Origin of the sequence: Marinobacter sp. R17 (assembly GCF_003789045.1) — a bacterium.
GTDB classification, from domain to species: domain Bacteria; phylum Pseudomonadota; class Gammaproteobacteria; order Pseudomonadales; family Oleiphilaceae; genus Marinobacter_A; species Marinobacter_A mangrovi.
In genome coordinates this window covers 1-22,830 of the sequence record NZ_RHGZ01000010.1, presented here as the reverse complement: position 1 = coordinate 22,830, position 22,830 = coordinate 1, and the positions used below count along the sequence as shown (strand labels likewise).

The window sequence follows — 22,830 nt, the reverse complement described above, 5'->3', positions numbered from 1 at the left end:
CCGTTCGGCCAATCAGGGGCCGGCCCGGCCAACCGGGCCTTTGGCCGCAACCCAGTCCGTGCCCAGACTCAGCGGCGCAATATCCGGGTCCGCCCCCTCCGGAATCCCCCACACGACCGGCCGTCTCAGACTGCCGTCTTCCTCCCGGGTCATGCTGTCCAGGTCCACTGATTGAACGAGGTAATGCGTCTCACCGACGATCACCTGACTGCGGTGCGTCAGGCCGAAAATAAAGCGGCAATAATCCAGTTTGAGTTGCATCAGGTCCTGCTCAGCCTTGTTGATCTTGCGCAGGAGAACCTTTTGTACACTGTCGGCGTAGTCCATAGCATCATCCGTGAAGCGAGAAAGTAAGAGCGGTATCGCTTTCACACGATTTTAACATGTCCGGCCCTCGACAGCGCCTGCCGTGTAGGTCTGGAGGTGATGGAATTCACGTTCCTGGAGTGGGAATAGGATGGAGGAGCTAGGGAATGTGCCGGGGGCACGAATGGGGCACCTTCGGCGCCTCAGAAGCTAAAGCATCTGCTACATGCTCGAGCTGTATTCAAAATGTAGCCGACGCTTTAGCTTCGGAGCAGCCCGCAGGGCTGCCCTGTGTTCCAGGCGCCTGACTGGCCCTCAAACCAGCAGCGTAGGTTGGGCTGACGAAGGAAGCCCAACATCCGTTATCCAATACATTCAAAATTTTGGCAGGAGCTCCAAAGAGCAAAAGGCCGGATAGAGATCGGGGCCTTCCGTAAATTGTTGGGCTTCCTTCGTCAGCCCAACCTACGTAGGGATTGCAATAAAGGTGGTGTCTATTTGGCGGATACCACGTTATGGAACACCACAACCTCAGGCATCGCGACATCCGATCCACCCTGCTGCAAAGCCACCTGCCAGGTCATCTCGGGATCCACACTACAAACCGGCGCCTGACTTTGCCCCCGAAACTGGCCAGGTTCACCGGTCGGCGTCAGCACCACCGGGAAGGTCCCCATCTCCATGGAATAACCGCTCAACACGGCCATCATCCGCTCAGATGAGGGAACGCTTTCAGGCGCAGACAGCGACAGCGTAAGGGTTGGAGGTGTGGTCTTCCCGGATAGACTCAGGCTCATTTGCCAGTCGCCGGCCTCATTTCGCCACTGGCAGGCGCCATCATCCAGGTTGCAGGTTTCGGCCGACGTCTTGGCCGCCTCATCGGTGGACCGCAGGTAACGCGGCCCAAGTACCAGCAGGGCAACCAGCCCGACGATCAATACAACAACAGACAATCCGCGCAGCAAACCCGTTCCTCCCGATCAAGCGAGCTAGTGTCCCGTCTGGTTAATTCGCTGATCTTCTGAGCGCCTGAACGCTTTGAGAGCAAGGCGCGGTAGCGAAGGTTTGGTGGTTCCAAATCGAGCTGCCGCAACACCGCTATCAAAGCGTTCAGGCGCTCCCGAAGGGCGCACCGCTGACGCCTCTGGACCTGCGTTGCCAACCCTGGATGTGGAACCACCACACCGGCGGGCTGGCGCCTTGGCCAGAGACGTCAGCGGTACGCAGTAGGTCAACGAATTAACCAGACGGGACACTAGCATTCTCCGGGAAAACAACGGGCAATGCCATGCTACGCCTGCGGCGGATCACGTCATGCGCTGGGTCACGGCCTTGAAGCGGGTCAGGACGCTTTCGATCCGGCTCAGGGATTCGGCCACGCCGCCTTTCTGGCTATCGACAAACTCCAGGCCAAAGATTGTCCCGCTGTCGCCGACCCGGGAATTGCGGACCACCGCCTGGGCCTGCTCCACCGTGATATCGCCCACTTCGGTGTTCAGGCGCAGGCTGAACTGGATTTTCTCGCCTTCGCGAAACTCATGGTCGCCGACAATCGCCATGCCCAGTTTGTTGAAGTCGCTGACGCTGACATCAATCCAGCGATTGGAAAACAGATTTCGCCGCACTTTCACGCGCGCATCCATCTGGATGAAAGGTAAGCGTTCCCGCCGCCGTCGTTCCTGCATCAGTCTCTCCGCTTGTCGATAGGCCGTGGTGGTCTGGCAAAAGCCAATTGAAGTTATTGTTTTCCATGACTTTATCAGATAAACGCGGCAGAACCCGGTGCTGGATCACAGTTTATAAGGTGGGTTAGACGAGTTTTTGGCGTTGGTTTTGACAAAATGCCAACGGCATCTCGTCAAAGAGAGCGGTGCCGGGTGATGCGGAACGTATCGGTGATAGATTCGCCGTTCCAGACATAACGCAGGTGCGGCCCCTGCCAGGGCAGCCCCATGGTGCGGGGGCGAAAGGCCGCCAGACATTCGCCACCGGCATGGCGCACGCTGGGATACAGCAGGCCGTGGCTGCCAGCCGCCCGGCGTTGGGCCGCGAACCCCTGGCAACGGGGATAGCTGTCGAGGTCAGGCTGCTGCAGGCTCGAATAGGCTTCCGGGCGAATATCGTCCAGCGGCAGCACCACACGACTGATGTAGCAGCGCATGGTCAGCTCCATGGGCGGATCCTGGGTGGCCCGCAGAAAACGCTCGCGATGAAAGACTGTCTCCCGGATCGCGGTTTCCAGGGAACTGGCGGCGTAGTACACGCCAAAATGGCCGTCGGTAAACCGGCTGGCGGCACCGATGTGGGTGAAAGCCGCCATCAGCGGCGTCGAACCGGCCCCGAACACGCGATCCTCTGCTGTAACGCGTTCAATGTCGCCCGTCAGATCCCGCAGCCGGTCGTTGGTCAGGCCTTCAATCTCGGCGGCAATGTCGTATTCGTCCTGGGACAGCACCGATTCGAAAATCTCGATCGGCGGGAAATGCGACGGCACGATCCGATGGGCTTCCCAGCCGGGAATGCAGGTCTCCGGTTCGGGCCATGCCGTCATTTACCAACCCCGCTGCGCGTCGAGATAGCGGCGGGTTTCCGCCAGGTGCATCATGCTGCCACGGGTCATGAACGCCAGCGCGGAAACCCCGTTGAACGGCAGCGCGGCGTTGGGCGCCTTGATCCAGCGTGCGGCCAGCTCCCGCGTGGGGTAGAGAATCTGCAGGGCTTTGTAGATCCCCATGATGTAACTGATCCGCTCCAACAGATCCCGGTTCAGGCGTTGCGCCGGCAGACGGGCGTAATTGTTAAGCGTGGAGCGCGCAATCTCCCCCAGCAGTTTCTGGCGTTCCGCCTGGGTGCAACCCCACTCCGCGGTGATATTAAAAAACGCCTTCAGGGCAACCTGCCCACGCCGTTCTTCGCCGTGGAGGTCGGTGGCGGTTGAAGTATCCGTTTGTGTCATCGCGCTTGCTCCCGTGGGCACCCGGCCCATTGCTGATTCCAGTCTATTCTCCTGTGCTCTTTCTGTCCATAATTGTACATCAGTGTCCTGAGCGACCATATCCGGACAAGTGCAGTGTACGTAAATTCCACAACAACCCATGACATGAATCACCGAAAACAGCGGGATCCGGCGTGATTTATGGAGAATCGGGTCATGCCCGACGGCCCTGCTTTCGTATAAAATGCTCGTTTGCCCGAACGGGCACCCGATCGAATCGAACCGCGGGGAGCCTTTTTCCCGAATCGGCCAGACAGGAGCGCGCGTGCATCCCGACATCTCTGTCAAAAACCTCTACAAAACGTATGCCTCCGGGCATCAGGCCCTCAAGGACATCAACCTCGATATCCGCCGGGGTGAGATCTTCGCCCTGCTGGGCCCCAACGGCGCCGGCAAGACCACGCTGATCAGCATCATCTGCGGCATCGTCAATCACACCAGCGGTACCGTGCTGGCGGATGGTCATAACATCGCCTCGGACTACCGCGCCGCTCGCACCAAGATCGGCCTGGTACCCCAGGAGCTGAACACCGATGCCTTCGAAACCGTGTGGGACACCGTCAGCTTCAGCCGCGGCCTGTTCGGCAAGGCACCGAACCCGGCGCACATCGAGAAAGTGCTCAAATCCCTGTCGCTCTGGGACAAACGGGACTCCCGCATCATGGCCCTGTCCGGCGGCATGAAGCGGCGGGTCATGATCGCCAAGGCCCTGTCCCACGAACCGCAAATCCTGTTCCTGGACGAACCCACCGCCGGCGTCGACGTCGAGCTGCGCCGGGACATGTGGGAACTGGTCCGCCGCCTGCGGGAAAGCGGCGTCACCATCATCCTCACCACGCACTACATTGAAGAAGCCGAGGAAATGGCCGATCGCATCGGCGTCATCAGCCAGGGCGAGCTGATCCTGGTGGAAGACAAGCACACGCTGATGCAGCAGCTGGGCAAGAAAGAACTGCGTCTGCACCTGCAGGCACCGCTGGAGAGCGTCCCGGAATCCCTGTCCGACCTGCAGCTTGAGCTGTCCGACGATGGCACCGAGCTGGTCTACACCTTTGATACCAGTGAAGAGCGTACGGGCATCGCCACCCTGCTCCGTCGTCTGGCCGAACAGGGTGTCGACTTCAAGGACCTCCGAACCCGGGAAAGCTCCCTGGAAGAGATTTTCGTCAACCTGGTCAAGGCGAAGGTATGAACGTTTACGGAATCCGCGCAATCTACAAATTCGAAATGGCGCGCATGTGGCGAACGCTGATGCAGAGCGTGCTGTCGCCGGTCATCTCCACCTCGCTCTACTTCGTGGTGTTTGGCTCCGCCATCGGCTCCCGCATGGGCGACATTGATGGGGTCAGCTACGGCGCTTTCATCATCCCGGGCCTGATCATGCTCTCGCTGCTGATGCAGAGCATTTCCAACGCCTCGTTCGGCATCTATATGCCCAAGTTCTCAGGCACCATCTACGAGGTGCTGTCCGCGCCCGTGTCTTTCGTGGAAGTGGTGATTGGCTACGTGGGCGCCGCGGCGACCAAGTCGACCATTCTCGGCCTGATCATCCTGCTGACCGCTCGCCTGTTCGTGGATTACTCCATCGACCACCCGGTCTGGATGTTCCTGTTCCTGGTGCTGACGGCCATCACCTTCAGTCTGTTTGGCTTCATCATCGGGATCTGGGCGGACACCTTCGAGAAGCTGCAGATCGTCCCGCTGATGATCGTCACGCCGCTGGTATTCCTGGGCGGCACCTTCTACTCCATCAGCATGCTGCCGCCGATCTGGCAGACCATCACCCTGTTCAACCCGGTGGTGTACCTGATCAGTGGCTTCCGCTGGGCGTTTTACGGCATCTCGGATGTGAACGTACTCCTCTGCGCCGGCATGACGTTCCTGTTCATGGTCATCTGCCTGGTGATCATCGCCATGATCTTCAAAACCGGCTACCGACTCAGAAGCTGATGCGTCGCCGAGCTCTCTTCACCGCCACGGCCATCGTGGCGGTCGTCACCGGCCTGCAGGCCTGTCGGACGCCGACCGAAGCCGCGACAAAACTCGATCAGGCGCAGCTCTGTATCGAATCCGGCAACGGCCAGAAAGCGGTGACGGCCGAACTGGCGGTCACCGATACCCAGCGCCGCAAGGGCCTGATGGGCCGCGAATCCCTGCCGCCGGACCACGGCATGCTGTTCGTCTATCAGGAATCGCGCCCGCCGGAAGCCACCTTCTGGATGTACCGCACCTTCATCCCGCTGGACATTGCCTACATCAGCGAGGCCGGCGAAATCCGCGCGATACGCAAGATGCTTCCCTGCGCCGCCGACGATCCCGATCGCTGCCCGCAATATCCGGCTGGTGTCACCTACACCACCGCCCTGGAAATGCCGCAAGGCTTCTTCCGCACCAACGGCATTCGTGTGGGGCACCAGGTCGACGTCCTGGACGCTCCAGGGGCCCATTGCCCGCAACCGGATGCCTAACCACATCTAGCCGAAGAACACCGCGTGCATCAGGCGCCCGGGCAACAGCGTGAACAGCCCGGCGCCGATCAGCCCGAATACGAACAGCGACACCATGATGCGCCCGTGTTGGCGATAGCGGCGCTTCCAGAGCGTTACCAGCGCACCCCAGAGCCCAAACAGCGTGAGTAGTGACAGTAGGTGAATGGGGCTCCAGGGGCCAACCAAACGGATCTGGTGTATGAAGAAAGACGACACCGCCACCACGAACATCGCCGCCACCCATACCAGCCCCAAGCTTCGATGCCAGCGGGTTCCTTTTGTACTGCATAACTGGATGCTTCCCAGAGCCAACGCAGAAACCGCCGCTACGACATGGATCTGAATGGCCGTTGTGGTGCCTAGAAGTATGTTGACGTTCATTCCCTTCCCGTTCCATTTTATGCAATTAATTGCATATTGCGACAACCTTTTACCCTTATGCAACAATATGCATAAATTTAAAGCGGAGAATTCCATTGGCATTGCGCTACGCACTCTTGGCAGCGCTTCACGAAGCGCCGGCCACAGGTTATGAGCTCACCCAGCGATTTCGCTCCCGACTCGCGAATGTCTGGAACGCCAGCCACCAACAGGTGTACCGGGAACTCGCGCGCCTGCTTCAAGACAACAAGTTACTGGTCGAGACCGTTGAGCAATCGGACAAACCGGATAAGAAGCGCTACCACCTGACCTTGTCTGGCAAAAAGGACTTGCAGGACTGGCTTAACCAACCCCAGTCGCGTCCGCCCGTCCGGGATCCGCTCCTGGTGAAGCTGTTCGCTGGCGATCTGCTGGAGAGCGAGGTACTGCGAGAAGATCTGGAGCAGCTGAAGCAGGATTGGCTGGCGCAGCTCGGCTACTTCCGCAGTATTGAGCACACCTACTTTCGCCAACCCGACGCCCTGTCACGGCAATACCGGTTGCAGTACATGGCGCTGCGCCGCGGTGTCACTCAAATCACGGCCGGCCTTGAGTGGATTGAAGAAGTGGAAGCCACGCTTGAGGATCTGGATAACGCGCCATAGCGCTCCGCGCTACTCAGGCTGGGTTGATTCTCCGCCGGTCACCGGCGCCGGTTCCGGCAAAACCTGGATCACCGGTGTCGGCCAGTATTCCTCGACCGCCCTGCCCTCATGCAGGCGTTTCAGCACGTCATAGCTGGTTCGCCCCATGGCTTCAAAGTCGATCGACACAAAACCCTGGATCAGCCCTTCGTCCATCAGCGAATAATCCTGCGGTCGAAGCCCGCCAGTGGCCAGGATAAACAGCTTCTCCCGGGAGCGGAGCGAATCACGAAACGGGAGCAACGCCTCGCGCAACCGGTTGTCGTCCAGCAGCGGCCAGGCCCCGACCGACACAATCGCATCCGAATGCTCATAGGTGTAGGCGGTAAACACCTGCGTGACGGCCCGGCTTTTGTCATCGGCGTTGTACCAGGGGCACCGCCCGGTCTCCGTCCAGCCATTCTCACCGGCCAGCAGCCCCGGCTCGTCCGGTTTGGGATCGCCGGTCAACGCCTGTCTGACGCCCATCAGGCGTTCATTCAGGTTGGTGTCGAACGGGCTGGCCGACATCAGGCACAGCGTCCCCTCATCCATGAACCGATTCACAATCCCGCCCAGCTGCTGACCGATCACCCGGTTGTCCGGCCCGACATAGGCGCTGCGCAGGAAATGCAGATCCTCCGGCAAGTCGGAATCAAAGGTAATCAGGGGAATGTTTCGCTTGGTAACCTGCTTCAGACTCTGCCGCGCCAGATACGCGCCGTTGGTGACCGACAACGCAATGCCATCCACGTCCTGTTTGAGCAGCCGCCGAATGGCCAGATCCTGGCTTCGAAAATGCGCTGCCCCTTCAGGACCGACGTGAAGGCAGTGATTCCCATCCTCCGAAGCCGCCGCCTCACAGCCGCGAGCGGCTGCAATGAAGTTGGCGTCCTGAAGGCTCTTGCTGACCAGGGCAAACGTCAGCCCCTGACCATAAGCGGCCGGAATCGAGAAAAGGAAAACGAAAAGAAGTGACTCAGTGACTCGCCTGCGGAAATCCATATCCAACCCCGCTGGTGCAGGAATGTGGCCACGTGCCTGTGGTCTACGGCTACTGTGGGAAACAGTATAGCGGACGGCCCGGCGCTCGTAGGAATTAGTCTCAAGATGACAGACAGTCTTTGGTGCCCGGGGCCGGACTCGAACCGGCACGACCTAACGGTCAAGAGAGTTGGGTCGCTTACCAGCGCCTAGAAGGACACCCAATAAGCTCCCACCGAACCGTACGTGCTACTTTCATAGCATACGGCTCTCCAGTAGACTCCTTCACGTAGGAATAAAGGCAAGTTCAGATAGGCTAAGCCCGTCATATCTACCTGCATGTACCTCATTATGACACTTCTGACAAAGAGGCACCTGTTTCCTATTGATGGCGCTAAGTATGCGATTAAACCCTTTCGTAATGTCCTTGTTTCCTTTCCGCAGTGCTCGAAGGTGATGCATTTCCACCTTGTTATTGCTCCCGCAGACAGTGCAAGGACTACCCAAGCGCGAATGAGTCAGCTTGAAGGTCAAAGTATTTAGTTGGTCAATATCCAACTCTCTGTTAGACGCCAATTTTGGCATTTGCCACTGTTTGGGCTTCCAGAACTTCGCCTTCTTCTCCGTCCCATTTGCGTCTTTGTACGTAATGGATGGAAAAACGCCAGTGACTGCTATGGTTTTCGGAAGTCTTCGCCTATGTTTGTGACTCAAAGTCATGAGACATGAGTACTGAAGTATGTACATCACCCATCGCAGCTTGTGGGCGTTATCGCACACGCAATAGTAGTTGTAGATTCCTCTCCATACCGAATTAAAGCTCATGACTATGTCATGGTCAGTCGAAGCCACTAGGGACTTCTTTGAGCATGGAAAGAACTCCTTACCACCTTTTGCATGGCAGTAGCCCTTCTGCTGAAGCTTCTGTACGACCTCCATCACAGGAACATCGACTCTCGTCTGCCACCCAGTAGTGCGCTTCATGGTCGTGCGTTTGCCTTCGGTTTTCACCTTCCGGCGCTTCACCGAGCTTCCTACGGATAGGTTAAAGCTCAGGAACTTTGCTGCACGATCCTTAGCGTTGGTTATTAACGTCTTTTCCTTCGACAGTTCGAGCTTGAGTTTCTCGTCTAGGAACTTGGCTGCCTGCTCTTTGAGCTGCTTTGCCAGCTTCTTCGGACCAGTCACTCCAATTATCCAGTCATCCGCATACCTTACATAGCGAACACGTATGAAATCTGGGTCATTGACTAACACCGTTGGCAGTTTTTCCGCCCTGCGTGTTAATTCTCTAATCTCTTCATCATCCGGTTTGGCTTTCCCAGTTTTCAGAAGATAGTCCTTCTTTCTAACCAGGGATCGCCATTCAGGATTTGGCTTCCTTTTACTACCCTTAGTGAGCTGCTTCTGAGTCTTCTCGACCCATTGGTCAAACTCGTGAAGATAGATATTGGCGAGTATTGGGCTGATGGTGCCACCCTGTGGGGTTCCGAGCTTACTGGGGGTCAAGGACCCATTTTCTTCTCTTATCCCTACTCTAAGGAACTTCCAAATAAGGTTAATGAATCTTTCATCCTTGATCCTTTGCCTAAGCAATTGGATCAGCGTATGATGATCGATATTGTCGAAGAAGCCTTTAATATCTCCTTCGATTAACCAAGTCGTTCCATGCCAGCTGGTGTACTCCTTAATGGCAGTATGACAGCTCCTACTTGGTCTGAATCCGTGGCTAGCTTCACTAAAGCTTGGCGTTTCTGGAGCGTCATAGATGGATTCGAGAATTTCTCGAACCATTTCTTGGACAATTTTGTCACGAGGTGAAGGGATACCAAGAGGCCTTGTTTTACCATTAGCCTTAGGTATGTTCTTCCTCCTGACTGGGGTAGGTTGATATGACCCATTACGGATCGCATTACACAACCGTTCCACGTATGCCAGTGACATACTGTCCAGTGTGAGCCCGTCATCGCCCGCCGTCATGTTACCGGCATCGGACTTTATCCTTTCGTAAGCTATAATCGCAAAATCGCGATTACACACCAGCCTGAAGAGGTCGTCGTTTACCCACTTTGGGTTTCGGTTCAACCGTTTCAGCGTTGCCAGTCTTTCAATGATCTTCAATAAGCTCTCCAGCTTGATCAAGTTTCCGACTAGCGGCGTCTACCTGTGTCCCTTCTGAGACACAACCTTCGCAGGTTGCTGTCCCCCTTCCCTATTAGGGAAATAATGGTGCCACGAGCGGGACTCGAACCCGCACAGCCATTGGCCGAGGCATTTTAAGTGCCTTGTGTCTACCAATTCCACCATCGTGGCGTCACTCTACTACGAACACTCCGTGGCCATATCACTTGCGCAACTTAGGCCATCCCCGCGTTAATGCAGAAACGTTGCATAGGACTTAGGTATCCCTTTCGTCTTTGAGAGCCCTCGCTGGGCCTGTGCCTTAAGGGGAAGTTTTAAGAGGCCTTAAAATCTTGCCTCTCAACCTTAAGGAATGGGGTCTCAGTGTCATTCCCCATCGGTGCGGGGCAAACCGCACTCAGACTAGGATTCAAGCAGTCTAGCTTTTACCGTATCCTTTCTACCTGCCCCTCCACCCCACTGACACGTCGGATTTTGGGACTTTTCACGTCATGCTACGGTCCCCGCTCCCTGCAAAATGATAGTTACATTTTCCAGTTTGGGAATCAGTTACCTGATTCTCACAAGTTTCCTTGCCGAGTAAGACGCTGGTTTATCTACTTCACCTCCAGTAGAGATGCATGCCTGCATCATCGTCTCTGCACCCTCTACGGGCGCACTTTTAAGTCTCCAGTGTCTACCAATTTCACCACCCGGGCAGAGGGAGTGCTGAAAGGAGCGGGGATTGTATAAGCAGCTGTGGCTGATCGCAATCTTGCCCTTCAAATCGGTCAAATCTCAACCAAACCAATCCCCTATTCGGGCTTTCGAGCCACTCCGTACGTCACAAATCCCGCGATCTTCGGCGTGTTCTGGATGTACAGGCTGTCGGCCGATTCGATCTCGAAGCCGGCGGACTCGAGCAACCGTGTAATCGGTCGGTTCAGGTGGCAGCCACCTGCGACTTTTCGCCACGCCGGGGTCAGGCGGTCCTGCCATTTGCGCACGCCCGGCTCGGGGGCGCGGCCGTGTTCGCAGAACAGGAGTTGGCCGTCCGGTTTAAGCACGCGCTTCATCTGCTGCAAGGCCTGGAACCAGTCCGGGATGGTGCAGAGGGTGAAGGTGAGCAACACGGTGTCCACGCTGTTGTCCTCCAGCGGGATGCGTTCGCCCGGTAAATCCAGCCATTTCACCTCCACCGGCGCGGCGGCCACGTTTCGCGCGGCAATCCGTCGCATGCCCTCGGACGGTTCCAGACCCCATACTGAATTGACCCTGTCGGGATTGTAGTACTGGAGGTTCACCCCGGACCCCATGCCCACTTCGAGGACATCGCCCCGGGCCTGAGGCACCAGTTGCTGGCGCAGTTTCATCACCGGTCCGATGGAGCAGGCCCGGTTGATCAGATGGGGTAAAACATGATCTTCATAAAGTGACACTTGAACACTCCGGTTTGCGCACTACTATTGTGAGAGGCATGTAGGCTATTGATTTCCGATATTGATTTCAGTCAATGCATGCGATGGCTCGACAGGTACGCTGAGCAGGATTTTCGGACTGGTCATGGATCCTCACAGTCCGTCATTCCGGATGCCGGTAACAATAAGGGGTCTTCTGGTCACCAGACAGCACCCCGCTCCTCAGATGGCATTTCGTTTTCGTTTGAGCGGCAGCTCCAGCATGACCTGGAACGCCTTTGTCTAACCTGTGCCCGGAGGTACCCGTGGATTTAGATCCCATTCTCCTCTCCCGTATCCAGTTCGCCTTCGTTGTATCGTTTCACGCGATCTTCCCGGTCTTCACGATCGGCCTGGCGTCCTATATCGCAGTCCTGGAAGGACTGTTCTTTCGCACTCAAAACCCGGCCTGGGAAAAGCTGTCGGCCTTCTGGACGAAGGTTTTCGCCGTGGTCTTCGGGATGGGTGTGGTCTCCGGTATTGTCATGTCGTTTCAGTTTGGTACGAACTGGAGCAATTTTGCACAAGCCTCGTCAAATATTATCGGGCCATTGCTCAGCTATGAGGTGGTGACGGCCTTCTTCCTGGAGGCGGGCTTCCTCGGGGTGCTGCTGTTCGGGCGTCACAAGGTGCCGGCCGGTGTGCATCTGTTTGCCGCGCTGATGGTGGCCCTGGGCACGTTCATCTCGGCCTTCTGGATCCTGGTGGCCAACAGCTGGATGCAGACCCCGGCGGGCACTGAGATGCGCGACGGCGTGATCCACGTGCTGTCCTGGAGCGAGGCGATCTTCAACCCCTCCTTCCCGTTCCGCTTCCTCCACATGGTGATGGCGTCCTTCCTGACCGGTAGCTTCGTGGTGGCGGGCGTGAGCGCCTGGTACCTGTTGCTCGGCCGCGAGGTGGAAGCCAACCGCAAAGCGCTGTCCATGTGCCTGTGGCTGATCCTGTTCCTGGCGCCGGCGCAGGCGTTTGTCGGCGACGAGCACGGCCTGAATACGCTGGAGCACCAGCCCACCAAGGTGGCGGCGATGGAAGGCAACTGGGAAACCCAGTCTGGCGTACCGCTGCTGCTGTTCGCCTGGCCGGATAAGGAGACCCAGTCCAACCTGATGGAAATCGGCATCCCGCATATGGCGAGCCTGATCCTGACCCACGACTGGAACGGTGTCGTTCCGGGCCTGAAGGAAGCGTCGCCGGATGAACAGCCGCCGGTCTCCATCGTGTTCTGGAGCTTCCGCATCATGGTCGCCATGGGTCTGCTGATGATCCTTGCCGGCGTGATTGGCGTGATCCTGCGAGCCACCGGCAAGCTGTACAGCACCGTCTGGTATCTGCAGAGCCTGCGACTGATGAGCATTGCGCCCTTCCTGGCGGTTCTCAGCGGCTGGTTCGTGACCGAAGTGGGCCGTGCGCCCTGGCTGATCTACGGCATCATGACCCAGGCGGAGGCGGTCACCCCGTCGCTGACCGGTGGTATGGCCCTGTTCACACTGATCGGCTACATCGTGGTCTACGCCATGGTGTTCACCGCCGGCGTCTACTACCTGTTCCGGGTCCTGCAGATGGGCGTGGAAGACGAAGAGCCGGTGGACGAGGAACACGATCGCGCGATGCGTCCGCTGTCGGCCGCGCACGTGACCTTCGAGGCTAGTCCCTATCCGGGACGTGATCACGACACCCATGCCGCACCGCTGAACAAGGGAGGCCACTAATCATGCAATTGATCGATTTACCGCTTATCTGGGCTGTGATTATCGGCTTCGGCGTCATCATGTACGTCCTGATGGACGGCTTTGACCTGGGGCTGGGCATCCTCTTCCCCTTCGCCCCGGACGAGCAGGCCCGGGATGTGATGATGAACTCCGTCGCCCCCATCTGGGACGGCAACGAAACCTGGCTGGTACTCGGCGGAGCCGGGTTGCTGGCTGCGTTTCCACTGGTCTACTCCATCCTGCTGCCGGCGCTGTATATCGGGGTCTTCCTCCTGCTCGCCGGGTTGATCTTCCGGGGTGTGGCGTTCGAGTTCCGCTTCAAGGCACGCACGTCCCGCTATCTTTGGAACTGGGCCTTTGCGGTCGGCTCCATGATCGCCTCGTTCGCGCAGGGATGCGTGGTCGGCGCCTACATCCAGGGCTTTGAAACCCAAAACGGCGTTTACGTCGGCGGCGCGCTGGACTGGCTCACCCCGTTCACCGTGCTCACCGGCCTGGGCCTGATGGCGGGCTACGCGCTACTGGGCAGCACCTGGCTGATCCTGAAGTCCGAAGGCTATATCCAGGAATGGGCCTACAAGATCACCCGTCCGTTGTTGCTCGCGGTACTGGTCGTGTTTGCCATCGTCAGCGCCTGGACGCCCTTTGTGGACGAGATGGTGCGCGAGCGTTGGTTCTCCACCATTGAAGTGATCTGGATTTTCCCGGTGCTGGCGCTGTTCTGTGCTTATCAGGTCTTCCGACATGTGGGCAAACGCAGCGAAGGCATGCCCTTTGTGGCCACGATGGGCATGTTCGTGTTCACCTACCTGGGACTGATTGCCAGTCGCTGGCCTTACGTGGTTCCGCCGGACTACACCCTTTGGGATGCCGCTTCGGCGCCTGAGTCACAGCTATTCCTGCTGCTCGGGGTACTGTTCGTGGTTCCCATTATTCTGACCTACACCGCCTGGTCTTACTGGGTCTTCCGCGGCAAGGTTAAGGCAGGTGTCGGCTATCACTGAACCAACCTCCTCCATTGACGAGGCTCCCGGCGCTGACGCCGGGGGCCGTTCCTCAACCGATCGGGAAAGGCAACGGCGCGTTCGGCAGTGGCTCAATGAATTGGCCGGTCCGGCGCGACCCCAGATACGACTCACGATTGTCGGCGGCACCGCGTCCGCCGTGGCCATGGTGGTCCAGCTTGGTCTGACGGCCTGGCTGGTGTCCCAAGTGGTGATGAAGCACGTCGAACTGGCCAAGCTGACACCGCTGATTGGCGGTATTCTCGCCGCGATTCTGCTGCGCGGTGCCTTCCAGATCATGCGCGACAACGCGGCCGCGGCGTCCAGCGAAACCATCCGGCAATCCGTCCGTCGCCAACTGATCGACAGCTGGCAGGCTCAAGGCCCCACGGGGCTGTCCCAGACCAGTCCGGCGACGCTGGCCAGCGAATGGCTGGAACAGGTGGAAGCCCTCCACGGTTACTTCGCGCGGTTCCTGCCGCAGATGATGCTGTCGGTGATCGTGCCGCTGCTGATCCTGATCGTGGTGTTCTGCTACGACGGGCTCGCCGCTCTTTTCCTGTTGCTGTCGGCACCGCTCATTCCGCTGTTTATGGCGCTGGTGGGCATGGGCGCCGAGAAGCTGAACCAACAGCACTTCGAAACCCTGGGCCGGTTGTCCGGTCATTTCATGGACCGGTTGCGTGGGCTCACGACCCTGCAGCTGTTCGGCCAGACGGATAAGGCCACTCGCGAGGTGGGCCAGGTTACGGACCAGTTTCGCAAGGTGAACATGAAAACGCTCAAGGTGGCGTTCCTGTCCTCGGCGGTGCTGGAGTTTTTCTCGTCGGTTGCCATTGCGGTGATCGCCATGTACATCGGCTTCGGGCTGCTGGGCTATATCCATTTCGGCGGGGCCGATGAGCTGACGCTGTTCAGCGGCCTGTTCATCCTGCTTCTGGCGCCGGAGTTCTTCCAGCCGCTACGCCTGCTGTCCCAGCATTACCACGACCGCGCCTCTGCCATCGGCGCCGCGGATTGCCTGCTGGAACGCCTGGAGGCCGAATCCGCTCGTTCTCTAACGGCCCCGACGGTTTACGACACGCCGGACACCGCCCAGGGCATTCACCTGAAGCACGTCTCGTTCGGGTTCGCCGATCGCGGCCCGCTGTTTGCCGATCTGTCGCTGACGATCGGTGCAGGCGAGATTGTCGGGCTGGAAGGGCCTTCGGGCTGCGGCAAGTCCACCCTGCTGCACCTGATTGCCGGCTTCTGCCAGCCCCAGTCCGGATCGATCAGCGTGTTTGGTGAAATGCCGGGTGCCCGCCCCTTCGGCTGGCTGGGTCAGTCCCCCTTTATCCTGCAGGGCACCTGGGCGCAAAACCTGCGCCTGGTGGCGCCAGACGCCACTGACGAGCAATTGTTGGATGCCCTCGCCAAGGCCGGCCTGACGCACCTGGTGGAGAACCACCCGCAACGGCTGAACGCGCCCGTGTCCGAGTCCGGCGCCGGGCTGTCCGGCGGTCAGGCGCGTCGATTGGCCCTGGCGCGTATTTTCCTGGCGGATTACCCGCTGGTGCTGCTGGATGAGCCCACCGCCGGCCTGGACGCCGAAAGCGAAGAACAGGTGATCGCCGCCCTGGACGAGCTGGTCGCCAACGGCCGGACCCTCGTGCTGGCCAGCCATCACCCGCAATTGCTGGATATGGCGGACACGGTGTACCGCGTCCGTCACGGAGGGCTGATCCATGAATGAACTCTGGCCCTGGCTGAAACTGATCCTGCAACGTCGTGGCCGCTTGGTGATCGGCGGCGTGCTGATCCTGCTGACGGTGCTGTCCGCCATTGGCCTGCTGGGTCTGTCCGGCTGGTTCCTGACTGCCTCGGCCATCACCGGCGCCCTGCTGGCCAAAGGCATCCACGCGTTTTTGGACATCTACGTGCCGGGCGGCGGCATCCGCTTTTTTGCCATCACCCGGACCGTGTCCCGCTATGTCGAGCGGGTGTTCAACCACGACACCGTGCTGCGCCTGCTGGCCGACCTGCGCGTTCGCCTGTTTTCGACCCTGGCTCACCAGCTGCCCCATGAGCACCTGTTCGCCCGGGCCTCGGATCGGCTGAGCCGTCTGGTGCAGGACATCGATGCGCTCGACAACCTGTATCTGCGGCTGCTGGCGCCGCTGGGTGTGGCGATTCTGGCCATTGGCGCTGTCAGCCTGTTGGCGTTGCTGGTCAGCGGTCAGCTTGTCCTGTGGGTGCTGGTCGCCCTGCTGGCGCTGACTGCCGTCATCACGCTGGGTCTGGCCCGAATGAATCGACAGCGCACCGCGCGCCGGGTCGAGCGCCTGGAAGCCCTGCGGGGTCGACTGATCGAGACCCTGGAAGGCCAGGCGGAACTGCGGGCAGCGGGCCTGATCGGCGCACATTGCGACCGTCTGCTGGACGACGATCAAGCCATGATGCGCCCGCAGTACGCCACGGAGCGGTCGGTTTCCACGGCGCAGGGCCTGATCACCTGGACCGTGCAGGCGGTTGCCCTGCTGGCACTGGTTATGGGCCTTGGCGGAGTCGAATCCGATGCGGTCAGTGGCCCGGTGGCGGTGCTTATCGCGTTGGCGGTGCTGGGCCTCGGTGAAATCCTGATTGCCCTGCCCCCGGCTTACGCGGAATTCGGCGGTACCGTGGCCTCCGCCCGACGCCTGAACACCGAAGTGCACTATGAGCTGATGGATACCCCCGAGGCCGTGGACGAGCCCACGCCCGGCGAACTGGAATGGCACGATGTGGGCTTTGCGTTCGAAGATCACCACCCGCTGTTGCGCCACTTCACGTTGAAACTGGCTCCCGGAGACCGGGTTGGGTTCATCGGGGCGTCCGGCAGCGGCAAGTCCACGCTGGCCGATCTGGCCGCTGGTCTGCTGACGCCGGATACCGGCGAGATTCGCTGCCACGGCCGAACCCGCTGGCCGGCCAACGGCATCGGCGCGCAGCGGGATGTGGCCTACCTGACCCAGCGCACTCACCTGTTCAACGGCACCCTGCTGGACAACCTCAAGCTGGCTCGCCCGGACATCACCTCTGGTGAAATCTGGCACGTGCTGGAGGTCGTTCAGCTGGCAGAGGCTGTCGATAGCTGGCCTCTGGGCCTGATGACCTGGGTCGGCGAAGCGGGCCGTCAGCTGTCAGGCGGTGAAGCCCGCCGGGTCGCCCTGGCGCGCGTGCTCCTGCTGGATGCGCCGATCGTGATTCTCGACGAGCCGTTCACCGGCCTGGATCGCGACACGGCCGCGCAGCTGTCCAAGGCGCTGGAAATTGAGTTGAGCGGGAAGACGGTGGTGGGACTGGCCCACGACGCCAGCGCCCTGCCACCGATGCACAGGACGCTGACCACGGAAGATTGGAAAGCGTGAGGCGGGTCTAGCGGTTCTCGAGCAACTCGAACCGCAGGCCGGCGTTTTTCACCAGACGGTCGATGGCTTTCTGGCCCAGCAGGGAGGCCGGGGTCCAGAAGCCGCCGGGACGTTTTTCCGGCGTGTCGATGTCAAACGCCAGGCAGATGGCCGCTTCGCCCAGCATCTTGCCGGTGGAGCCGTAGCCGGGATCACGATCGCCGGTGACCTTGGTACGAATCATCTCGCCTTTTGCGGAAATACCCACAAAGCGCAGGTCGAAGAAACCTTCCTCCTGGGCTTTGGGCGTCGGGCCTTCGCCCGGCTTGGGCAGGACAAACTTCTCCAGCGCCCAACGGGCCGGTTTGATGGTCGCAGCCACCAGGAAACCGCCCAGTCCCGCCGCCACGCCCAGCGCCGCCGCGCGTCCCTTGAGTCCTTTACCGGTCAGGACCGCCTCGTCGTAACCGAATTCCTGACCGTAGGCGGCACCCTGCAAGGCGTTGGAGCGGTGTACGACACGGGTATTGATGGCGCCCATCACGAACGGCGCCGTCCACGCCTGGAAATCCTCATCGTATTCCGCCGCTTTCACGTTGTGCTGACGACGGGCCGGCCGGAAATCCTTCGGGCAGATGGAATACGGGTTGGCCAGTTCCTTGCGCAGTGCGGGATCGGCCACCGCTTCCTTGGTCACGTTGATCATGCTGGCGACGGTACCGCCGGACAATCCGCCCTTGGCTGCCTTCACCCGCATTTTCACCGTCGAGCACGGCTCACCGAACTGGGCTTTCGCCTGCTGCTGCAGGTAATAAACGCCCAGGTCCGAGGGAATCGAGTCGAAGCCGCAGCAATGAACGATCCGCGCGCCAGTCTTCTTGGCTTGCTCCTCGTAGCGCTCGATCATCTTGCGAATCCACTGCACCTCGCCAGTCAGGTCGCAGTAATCCGTACCGCTGTTCACGCACGCCTGAACCAGCGGCTCGCCGTAGAGTGCATAGGGCCCGACCGTGGAAATGACCACGCGGGTCTGTTCGCACATCTCGGTCAGCGATGCCTCGTTGCCAGCGTCCGCGATGATGACCGGAAGATCCGCGGCCGCCTCACCCAGCCCCGACTTGAACGTCACCAGCTTGGCTTCGGAACGCCCGGCGATCGCCCATTTAACCTCGCCGCCGGCGCCGTAGCGCTCCAGCAGGTATCGAGACAGAATCTGCCCCACAAAGCTGGTCGCGCCAAAAACCACAATATCGAATGGTGCCTGACTCATTCTGAGATCCCTTTTTCTGAAAGTAGCTGAAAAATATTCTTTAGAATTATGATTATTATACTTTTTTACGATTCACCATAAACGCCATGAACACCGCCAGGCCCAGGCCCCAGAAGCCGTTCAGGACCAGACCGCCCATCCAGGTCTGTGCGGTTACAGGGATTCCCTTGAGCGGGAACACCACCAGCATGGCAACAACGGTGGGCCCGATGGCCCCCAGGACGATGGCGCTGATCCAGTGCATCAGCGGCTTCATGCGCCGGATGATGGCCCAGATGGGTATGCCCCACAAACCGCCAAAGAACGCCAGCGACATCACGGCGGGCACATGGAACGGCGGAACCGGCGTCATGTTGTAGGGTGCGGCCGGCACCAGACCCGCCAGATAAAACAGACCGAACAGCCCCTGATGAAACAGGAGCGTCGCCAGAAAACCAGCGACAAAAGCTTTGAGCCATTCCATAGCGATCCCCCGGTTGCTGCCACAAAAGAGGCAGTATATACAGCATTCAACGTATTAGCGGTGACAGAGGTTTGATACGTGCCCTCGACCACTGCGGTTCAAGATGTTCAATAAATACGGCCCCGCCGTCCTAACTGGTAACGAACGGACTCAGGAAGCAACCCGCTGACCGACGCGATGACCTTGTTGAAGCGGCCCGGAACGCAAACCGGCTTGCCGGCCAACGCGGCCTGATAGCCTTCTTCGACGACGGCCGGCACGTTCTGCCACAGAATCGACGGCAGGCGACTGACCTGCTCGCGCGTGCCCTGGACGTCGTGGAATTCAGTGTAGGTAAAGCCCGGGCACAATGCGGTCACCCGAACGCCGTGCTGACGAAATTCCATGTCGGCGCTTTCGGACACGTTGACCACGTAGTTCTTGATGCCCGTGTACAGCATGCCCGCCGGCGACGGTGCAAAGGCGGCCAGGGACGCCACGTTGATGATGTGCCCGTAGCCTCGCTTCACCATGCGCCGGCCCAGTTTGACCATGAGTTCGGTCAGCGCCGTGACCATCACCTGGATTTCCTGGTTCAGCACCGACCAGTCGCTGTCCACCAGGCTGGTGCGCGCGGCAAAACCGGCGTTGTTCACCAGGAAGTCCACATGGAGCCCCGCATCGTCGACGGCGTGGAGGATGCGTTCGACAGCATTGGAATCGCCCAGGTCTTCGGCCACGATGTGAACCGCCACCCCAAAGCGAGCTTGCAGATCCTTACCGAGCGCTTCCAGACGCTCCCGGCGGCGGGCTACCAGCACCAGATCATAACCCTGACTGGCAAGTTTCTCGGCGAATCCCTGGCCGATGCCGGCGGAGGCGCCGGTGACCAAAGCGGTTCTTCGGCTCATGTCATCTCCCTGTTCGGTGCGGCCTCGGGTTTCCGGGCGCCCGTAATTAAAGCGGCACTTCGGCCAATCGCAACGCCGCTGACGTCCCTCACACTATGCAGGAAAGCCTCGCAGGCCAAGTGCCTGTAGGGACCACAACGATGAAACAACCATGGTAACAGGAGTTTCCAACGTGACGGTGTTCCTCGCCTTGTGCGTGATTGGCCTGCTCATCGCCGCGATTGTGCTGTATCGCCAGCTCAAGCGTCAGGGTGAAATGCTGGAGAGCGCCCTGTCCCGGATCGAATCTTTGAACGGTGGGCGCCGTAGCGAAGAACCGCAGATGGTATTGACCGTGCGGGTGCTGGACCCGATCGCCGTGGCCAAACGGGAGTCCCGGTCCGCGCGAATTGTGGCGGATCACCTGCCCAATATGGTCTGTCGCCGGGTTTATCAGCAGGTGATGCGAGAAGTCGGCGCTGAACTGGCCGAGCGCGGCGTCGAAGCCGAAATGAAGGTGGAATATCGCTAACGGAGAAGGTCACCATGCTCTGGATATTGCTGACCGGCACAGCCGCGACCGCCTTGTTATTGGGGCTGGCCTGGCGTCGTGCGTCGCACATCAGTGAGCAGTTCAAGCGACTGGAAGCCACACTCGCCCGAGTCGAGAGCGTCGAGCGCAAACGCGAATTCGAGCGCATCGAGGCCGACAATCGGCGCCTGATGCTGCAGGACTCCGTCGACGGCGGCACCGCGGCGATTGCCGTCCTGCACCGCATGCTAAGCGACACCACCTTCCAGGCCATCGATCGCCTGTCCGGCGATGACCAGATCCGTGAGAACAGCCTCCGCGCCCGGGAAATCCATGACGACGTCTCCACCCGGGTGTATCGCTCCATCCGCGTCGCCAATCGCCAGATCCATTCCCTTGCGGACGTCATCATCCGCCTGAACCGTCGACGCCAAAAGAACAACGGCGATAAGGACTGAGAACGCTTCTCCTTTGGCGGGCAACTGAATAAAATCCAACGCTACCCTGTTTATTTCGGAGACTCCCCGCCATGTCGTACTCCACGGATGCCTCGTCCGTGCTGGGAAGCCTGCGCCGTATCGAATCGAGCAAGCTGTTCCAGACGTCGGTTATCGCCATCATCATCCTGTCTGCGCTCGCAATCGGCGCCAAGACCTATGACCTTCCCGAGGTGGTCGAACAGTCCATCCTCTTCCTGGACGGCGCGATTACCGTGTTCTTCCTGCTGGAGATTATCTTCCGTTTCGCGGTCTATCCCGACAAGAAACGCTTCCTGCTGGACGGCTGGAACCTGTTCGACACCATTGTGGTGGTGGGCAGCCTGATCCCGCTCGATAATTCCGAAGCGGTGCTGCTGGGCCGGCTGCTCAGGGTGTTCCGGGTGCTGCGTCTGGTATCCGTGGTACCGGAATTGCGATTCCTGATCAACTCGTTACTCAAAGCGATTCCCCGCATGGGTTACATCGCCCTGCTGATGTTCATCATCTTCTACATCTACGCCGCGATGGGCTCGCTGTTCTTTGCGCCGATCAACGAGGACCTGTGGGGCGACGTGGCCGTGTCGCTGCTCACGCTTTTCCGCGTGGCGACGTTCGAAGACTGGACGGACGTGATGTACGAAACCATGTCCGAATATCCGCTGAGCTGGCTGTACTACATCACCTTCATCTTCCTAACAGCGTTCGTGTTCCTGAACATGATGATTGGTGTGATCCTGGAAGTGATGAGTGCCGAGCAGAACAGCCGCGAAGCCGAACAGGCCCACCGCGAACGGGACGACATGGCCCGCAAGTTGGATGAAGTGCAGCAGCAGTTGCAGGCGTTGACGGAGATGGTGAATCACCGGTTGCCGGTGCGGGACAGCGAGAATCGCTGATAGGTATCGATGGACGTGAGCTCCCGGCATCCCAATGCAGCGATGCTTTGCGGACGCCGCCGCTTTAAAAGCCTCTCTCCCCTCGCGGGAGAGAGGTTTGGAGAGAGGGGGACGAGGCGAAAGCCTCGCCGGGATGCTTGTGAGACTGATGGGCGCCTGATGGCGCCTCCCCCTCTCCCCGGCCCTCTCCCGCGAGGGGAGAGGGAGATATAAGCCTGCAATTCCGGAATGCAGAATCGTAGGTTGGGCTGACGCAGGAAGCCCAACAGGTCTGTCCAGCGAGACCCGATGTCACACCGCCTCTTTCCATTCACTCCGGATCGCCGTCTCGGATTCAGAGGCAAACACGGACAAATGCGAGGCCTATGTTGTTGGGCTTCCTTCGTCAGCCCAACCTACCGGGAGACCAAAATAATTGGTTCATCGCACTTTACCGGGAAAAGCGGCTTTGATCTTCAGGAAGAAGTAATCGCTGTCCCGGTATCCGTAAGCCATTCGTTTGATCACCTTGATCTTGTTATTCATGCCCTCGAGTACGCTCGTGTTCAGGCGGTAGCGGGCACTGGCGACAATGCCCTCCCGATAGTCTCTAAGCCGTCGGGCAAATTGCTGCACAGGTCTGAGGCCGCTACTGATGGCCAGATTGAACCAGTCGCGCCAGCGCTGCCTCGCCTCGTCCTCAGAGGGCGCATACCAGAGCTCCTTGAGCTGGTCTTTCAGCAGGTACACCGTCATGAGTGACTGATTGGCCTGGAGCAACTCCTTGAGCTTAACGGCCTGGTCTTCCTTGAGGTTGTCTCGGTTTCTCAACAGCAGCCAGCGGCTGCGTTTGATCACTTTGC

Annotated in this window: 24 protein-coding genes and 1 tRNA gene; 11 read left to right on the top strand and 14 right to left on the bottom strand. The window is 59.3% G+C overall.

Features of this window, described 5'->3' with window-relative positions; translation table 11 throughout:
- Window positions 1–12 precede the first annotated feature (12 nt).
- The 5 genes from EB809_RS09110 to EB809_RS09090 all read right to left on the bottom strand — a co-directional run bounded on the left by EB809_RS09110 (window position 13) and on the right by EB809_RS09090 (window position 3,262).
- Entirely contained in the window at window positions 13–327 is a 315-nt protein-coding gene (locus tag EB809_RS09110) for a hypothetical protein (protein WP_123634509.1), read from the bottom strand.
- A gap of 473 nt (window positions 328–800) precedes the next feature.
- Window positions 801–1,271, bottom strand: coding sequence for a hypothetical protein (locus tag EB809_RS09105; protein ID WP_123634508.1), 471 nt, complete (start codon window positions 1,269–1,271; stop codon window positions 801–803).
- A gap of 342 nt (window positions 1,272–1,613) precedes the next feature.
- Window positions 1,614–1,991 (bottom strand): PilZ domain-containing protein, encoded by a 378-nt coding sequence (locus EB809_RS09100; RefSeq protein ID WP_123634507.1) that lies wholly within the window; start codon window positions 1,989–1,991, stop codon window positions 1,614–1,616.
- 173 nt (window positions 1,992–2,164) lie between these two features.
- Window positions 2,165–2,857 carry an RES family NAD+ phosphorylase gene (locus tag EB809_RS09095; protein ID WP_123634506.1) on the bottom strand — a complete coding sequence of 231 codons (693 nt, stop codon included), beginning with the start codon at window positions 2,855–2,857 and terminating at the stop codon, window positions 2,165–2,167.
- Window positions 2,858–3,262 carry an MbcA/ParS/Xre antitoxin family protein gene (locus EB809_RS09090; RefSeq protein ID WP_123634505.1) on the bottom strand — a complete coding sequence of 135 codons (405 nt, stop codon included), beginning with the start codon at window positions 3,260–3,262 and terminating at the stop codon, window positions 2,858–2,860.
- 304 nt (window positions 3,263–3,566) lie between these two features.
- Between EB809_RS09090 and EB809_RS09085 the strand changes: the two genes are divergently transcribed.
- From EB809_RS09085 to EB809_RS09075, 3 genes are read left to right on the top strand one after another with little or no spacing between them, the layout of a single operon-like run.
- Window positions 3,567–4,493, top strand: a complete 927-nt coding sequence (locus EB809_RS09085; RefSeq protein WP_223807890.1) for an ABC transporter ATP-binding protein — start codon at window positions 3,567–3,569, stop codon at window positions 4,491–4,493.
- Window positions 4,490–5,251 (top strand): ABC transporter permease, encoded by a 762-nt coding sequence (locus EB809_RS09080; protein ID WP_123634503.1) that lies wholly within the window; start codon window positions 4,490–4,492, stop codon window positions 5,249–5,251. The genes EB809_RS09085 and EB809_RS09080 overlap by 4 nt, the downstream gene beginning before the upstream one ends.
- On the top strand, window positions 5,251–5,769 hold the full coding sequence (locus EB809_RS09075; protein WP_123634502.1) for a DUF192 domain-containing protein: 519 nt from the start codon (window positions 5,251–5,253) through the stop codon (window positions 5,767–5,769). Before EB809_RS09080 ends, EB809_RS09075 begins: the two co-directional genes overlap by 1 nt.
- Window positions 5,770–5,775: 6 nt before the next feature.
- On the opposite strand, the gene EB809_RS09070 is transcribed toward EB809_RS09075, so the two are convergent.
- Complete coding sequence (locus EB809_RS09070) at window positions 5,776–6,171, bottom strand: DUF2306 domain-containing protein (protein WP_123634501.1); 396 nt, start codon at window positions 6,169–6,171, stop codon at window positions 5,776–5,778.
- Window positions 6,172–6,266: 95 nt separating this feature from the next.
- On the opposite strand from EB809_RS09070, the gene EB809_RS09065 reads away from it, so the two are divergent.
- On the top strand, window positions 6,267–6,815 hold the full coding sequence (locus tag EB809_RS09065) for a PadR family transcriptional regulator (RefSeq protein ID WP_123634500.1): 549 nt from the start codon (window positions 6,267–6,269) through the stop codon (window positions 6,813–6,815).
- Window positions 6,816–6,824: 9 nt separating this feature from the next.
- Here EB809_RS09065 and EB809_RS09060 read toward each other — a convergent pair whose 3' ends face one another.
- The 4 genes from EB809_RS09060 to EB809_RS09045 form a co-directional block, all read right to left on the bottom strand.
- Window positions 6,825–7,838, bottom strand: coding sequence for a substrate-binding domain-containing protein (locus tag EB809_RS09060; RefSeq protein WP_123634499.1), 1,014 nt, complete (start codon window positions 7,836–7,838; stop codon window positions 6,825–6,827).
- Between the two features lie 264 nt (window positions 7,839–8,102).
- Entirely contained in the window at window positions 8,103–9,938 is a 1,836-nt protein-coding gene (locus tag EB809_RS09055) for a reverse transcriptase domain-containing protein (protein WP_123634498.1), read from the bottom strand.
- Window positions 9,939–10,044: 106 nt separating this feature from the next.
- A tRNA-Leu gene (locus tag EB809_RS09050) sits at window positions 10,045–10,130 on the bottom strand.
- 623 nt (window positions 10,131–10,753) lie between these two features.
- Entirely contained in the window at window positions 10,754–11,377 is a 624-nt protein-coding gene (locus tag EB809_RS09045; RefSeq protein WP_123634497.1) for a class I SAM-dependent methyltransferase, read from the bottom strand.
- 284 nt (window positions 11,378–11,661) lie between these two features.
- Here EB809_RS09045 and EB809_RS09040 point away from each other — a divergent pair, with 284 nt between their 5' ends.
- From EB809_RS09040 to cydC, 4 genes are read left to right on the top strand one after another with little or no spacing between them, the layout of a single operon-like run.
- Window positions 11,662–13,107, top strand: coding sequence for a cytochrome ubiquinol oxidase subunit I (locus EB809_RS09040; RefSeq protein ID WP_123634496.1), 1,446 nt, complete (start codon window positions 11,662–11,664; stop codon window positions 13,105–13,107).
- Between the two features lie 2 nt (window positions 13,108–13,109).
- Window positions 13,110–14,111, top strand: a complete 1,002-nt coding sequence (gene cydB, locus EB809_RS09035; RefSeq protein WP_123634495.1) for a cytochrome d ubiquinol oxidase subunit II — start codon at window positions 13,110–13,112, stop codon at window positions 14,109–14,111.
- The gene (cydD, locus tag EB809_RS09030) at window positions 14,095–15,846 is read left to right on the top strand and encodes a thiol reductant ABC exporter subunit CydD (protein WP_223807889.1); all 1,752 of its coding nucleotides are present in this window, start codon (window positions 14,095–14,097) and stop codon (window positions 15,844–15,846) included. The genes cydB and cydD overlap by 17 nt, the downstream gene beginning before the upstream one ends.
- Complete coding sequence (gene cydC, locus EB809_RS09025) at window positions 15,839–17,500, top strand: thiol reductant ABC exporter subunit CydC (protein WP_123634494.1); 1,662 nt, start codon at window positions 15,839–15,841, stop codon at window positions 17,498–17,500. The genes cydD and cydC overlap by 8 nt, the downstream gene beginning before the upstream one ends.
- Window positions 17,501–17,507: 7 nt before the next feature.
- On the opposite strand, the gene EB809_RS09020 is transcribed toward cydC, so the two are convergent.
- The 3 genes from EB809_RS09020 to EB809_RS09010 form a co-directional block, all read right to left on the bottom strand.
- On the bottom strand, window positions 17,508–18,749 hold the full coding sequence (locus EB809_RS09020) for a saccharopine dehydrogenase family protein (RefSeq protein WP_123634493.1): 1,242 nt from the start codon (window positions 18,747–18,749) through the stop codon (window positions 17,508–17,510).
- Between the two features lie 55 nt (window positions 18,750–18,804).
- Window positions 18,805–19,212: a hypothetical protein gene (locus EB809_RS09015; RefSeq protein ID WP_123634492.1), complete on the bottom strand. Its 408-nt coding sequence runs from the start codon at window positions 19,210–19,212 to the stop codon at window positions 18,805–18,807.
- Window positions 19,213–19,319: 107 nt separating this feature from the next.
- On the bottom strand, window positions 19,320–20,102 hold the full coding sequence (locus EB809_RS09010; protein ID WP_123634491.1) for an SDR family NAD(P)-dependent oxidoreductase: 783 nt from the start codon (window positions 20,100–20,102) through the stop codon (window positions 19,320–19,322).
- Window positions 20,103–20,253: 151 nt separating this feature from the next.
- Between EB809_RS09010 and EB809_RS09005 the strand changes: the two genes are divergently transcribed.
- The 3 genes from EB809_RS09005 (at window position 20,254) to EB809_RS08995 (ending at window position 21,988) form a co-directional block, all read left to right on the top strand.
- Window positions 20,254–20,613, top strand: coding sequence for a hypothetical protein (locus tag EB809_RS09005; RefSeq protein ID WP_123634490.1), 360 nt, complete (start codon window positions 20,254–20,256; stop codon window positions 20,611–20,613).
- 14 nt (window positions 20,614–20,627) lie between these two features.
- Complete coding sequence (locus tag EB809_RS09000) at window positions 20,628–21,071, top strand: hypothetical protein (protein WP_123634489.1); 444 nt, start codon at window positions 20,628–20,630, stop codon at window positions 21,069–21,071.
- A gap of 71 nt (window positions 21,072–21,142) precedes the next feature.
- Complete coding sequence (locus tag EB809_RS08995) at window positions 21,143–21,988, top strand: ion transporter (RefSeq protein WP_123634488.1); 846 nt, start codon at window positions 21,143–21,145, stop codon at window positions 21,986–21,988.
- A 420-nt stretch (window positions 21,989–22,408) separates the two neighbouring features.
- On the opposite strand, the gene EB809_RS08990 is transcribed toward EB809_RS08995, so the two are convergent.
- On the bottom strand, window positions 22,409–22,830 hold a 422-nt coding region (locus EB809_RS08990; RefSeq protein WP_148079177.1), incomplete at its 5' end, for a transposase.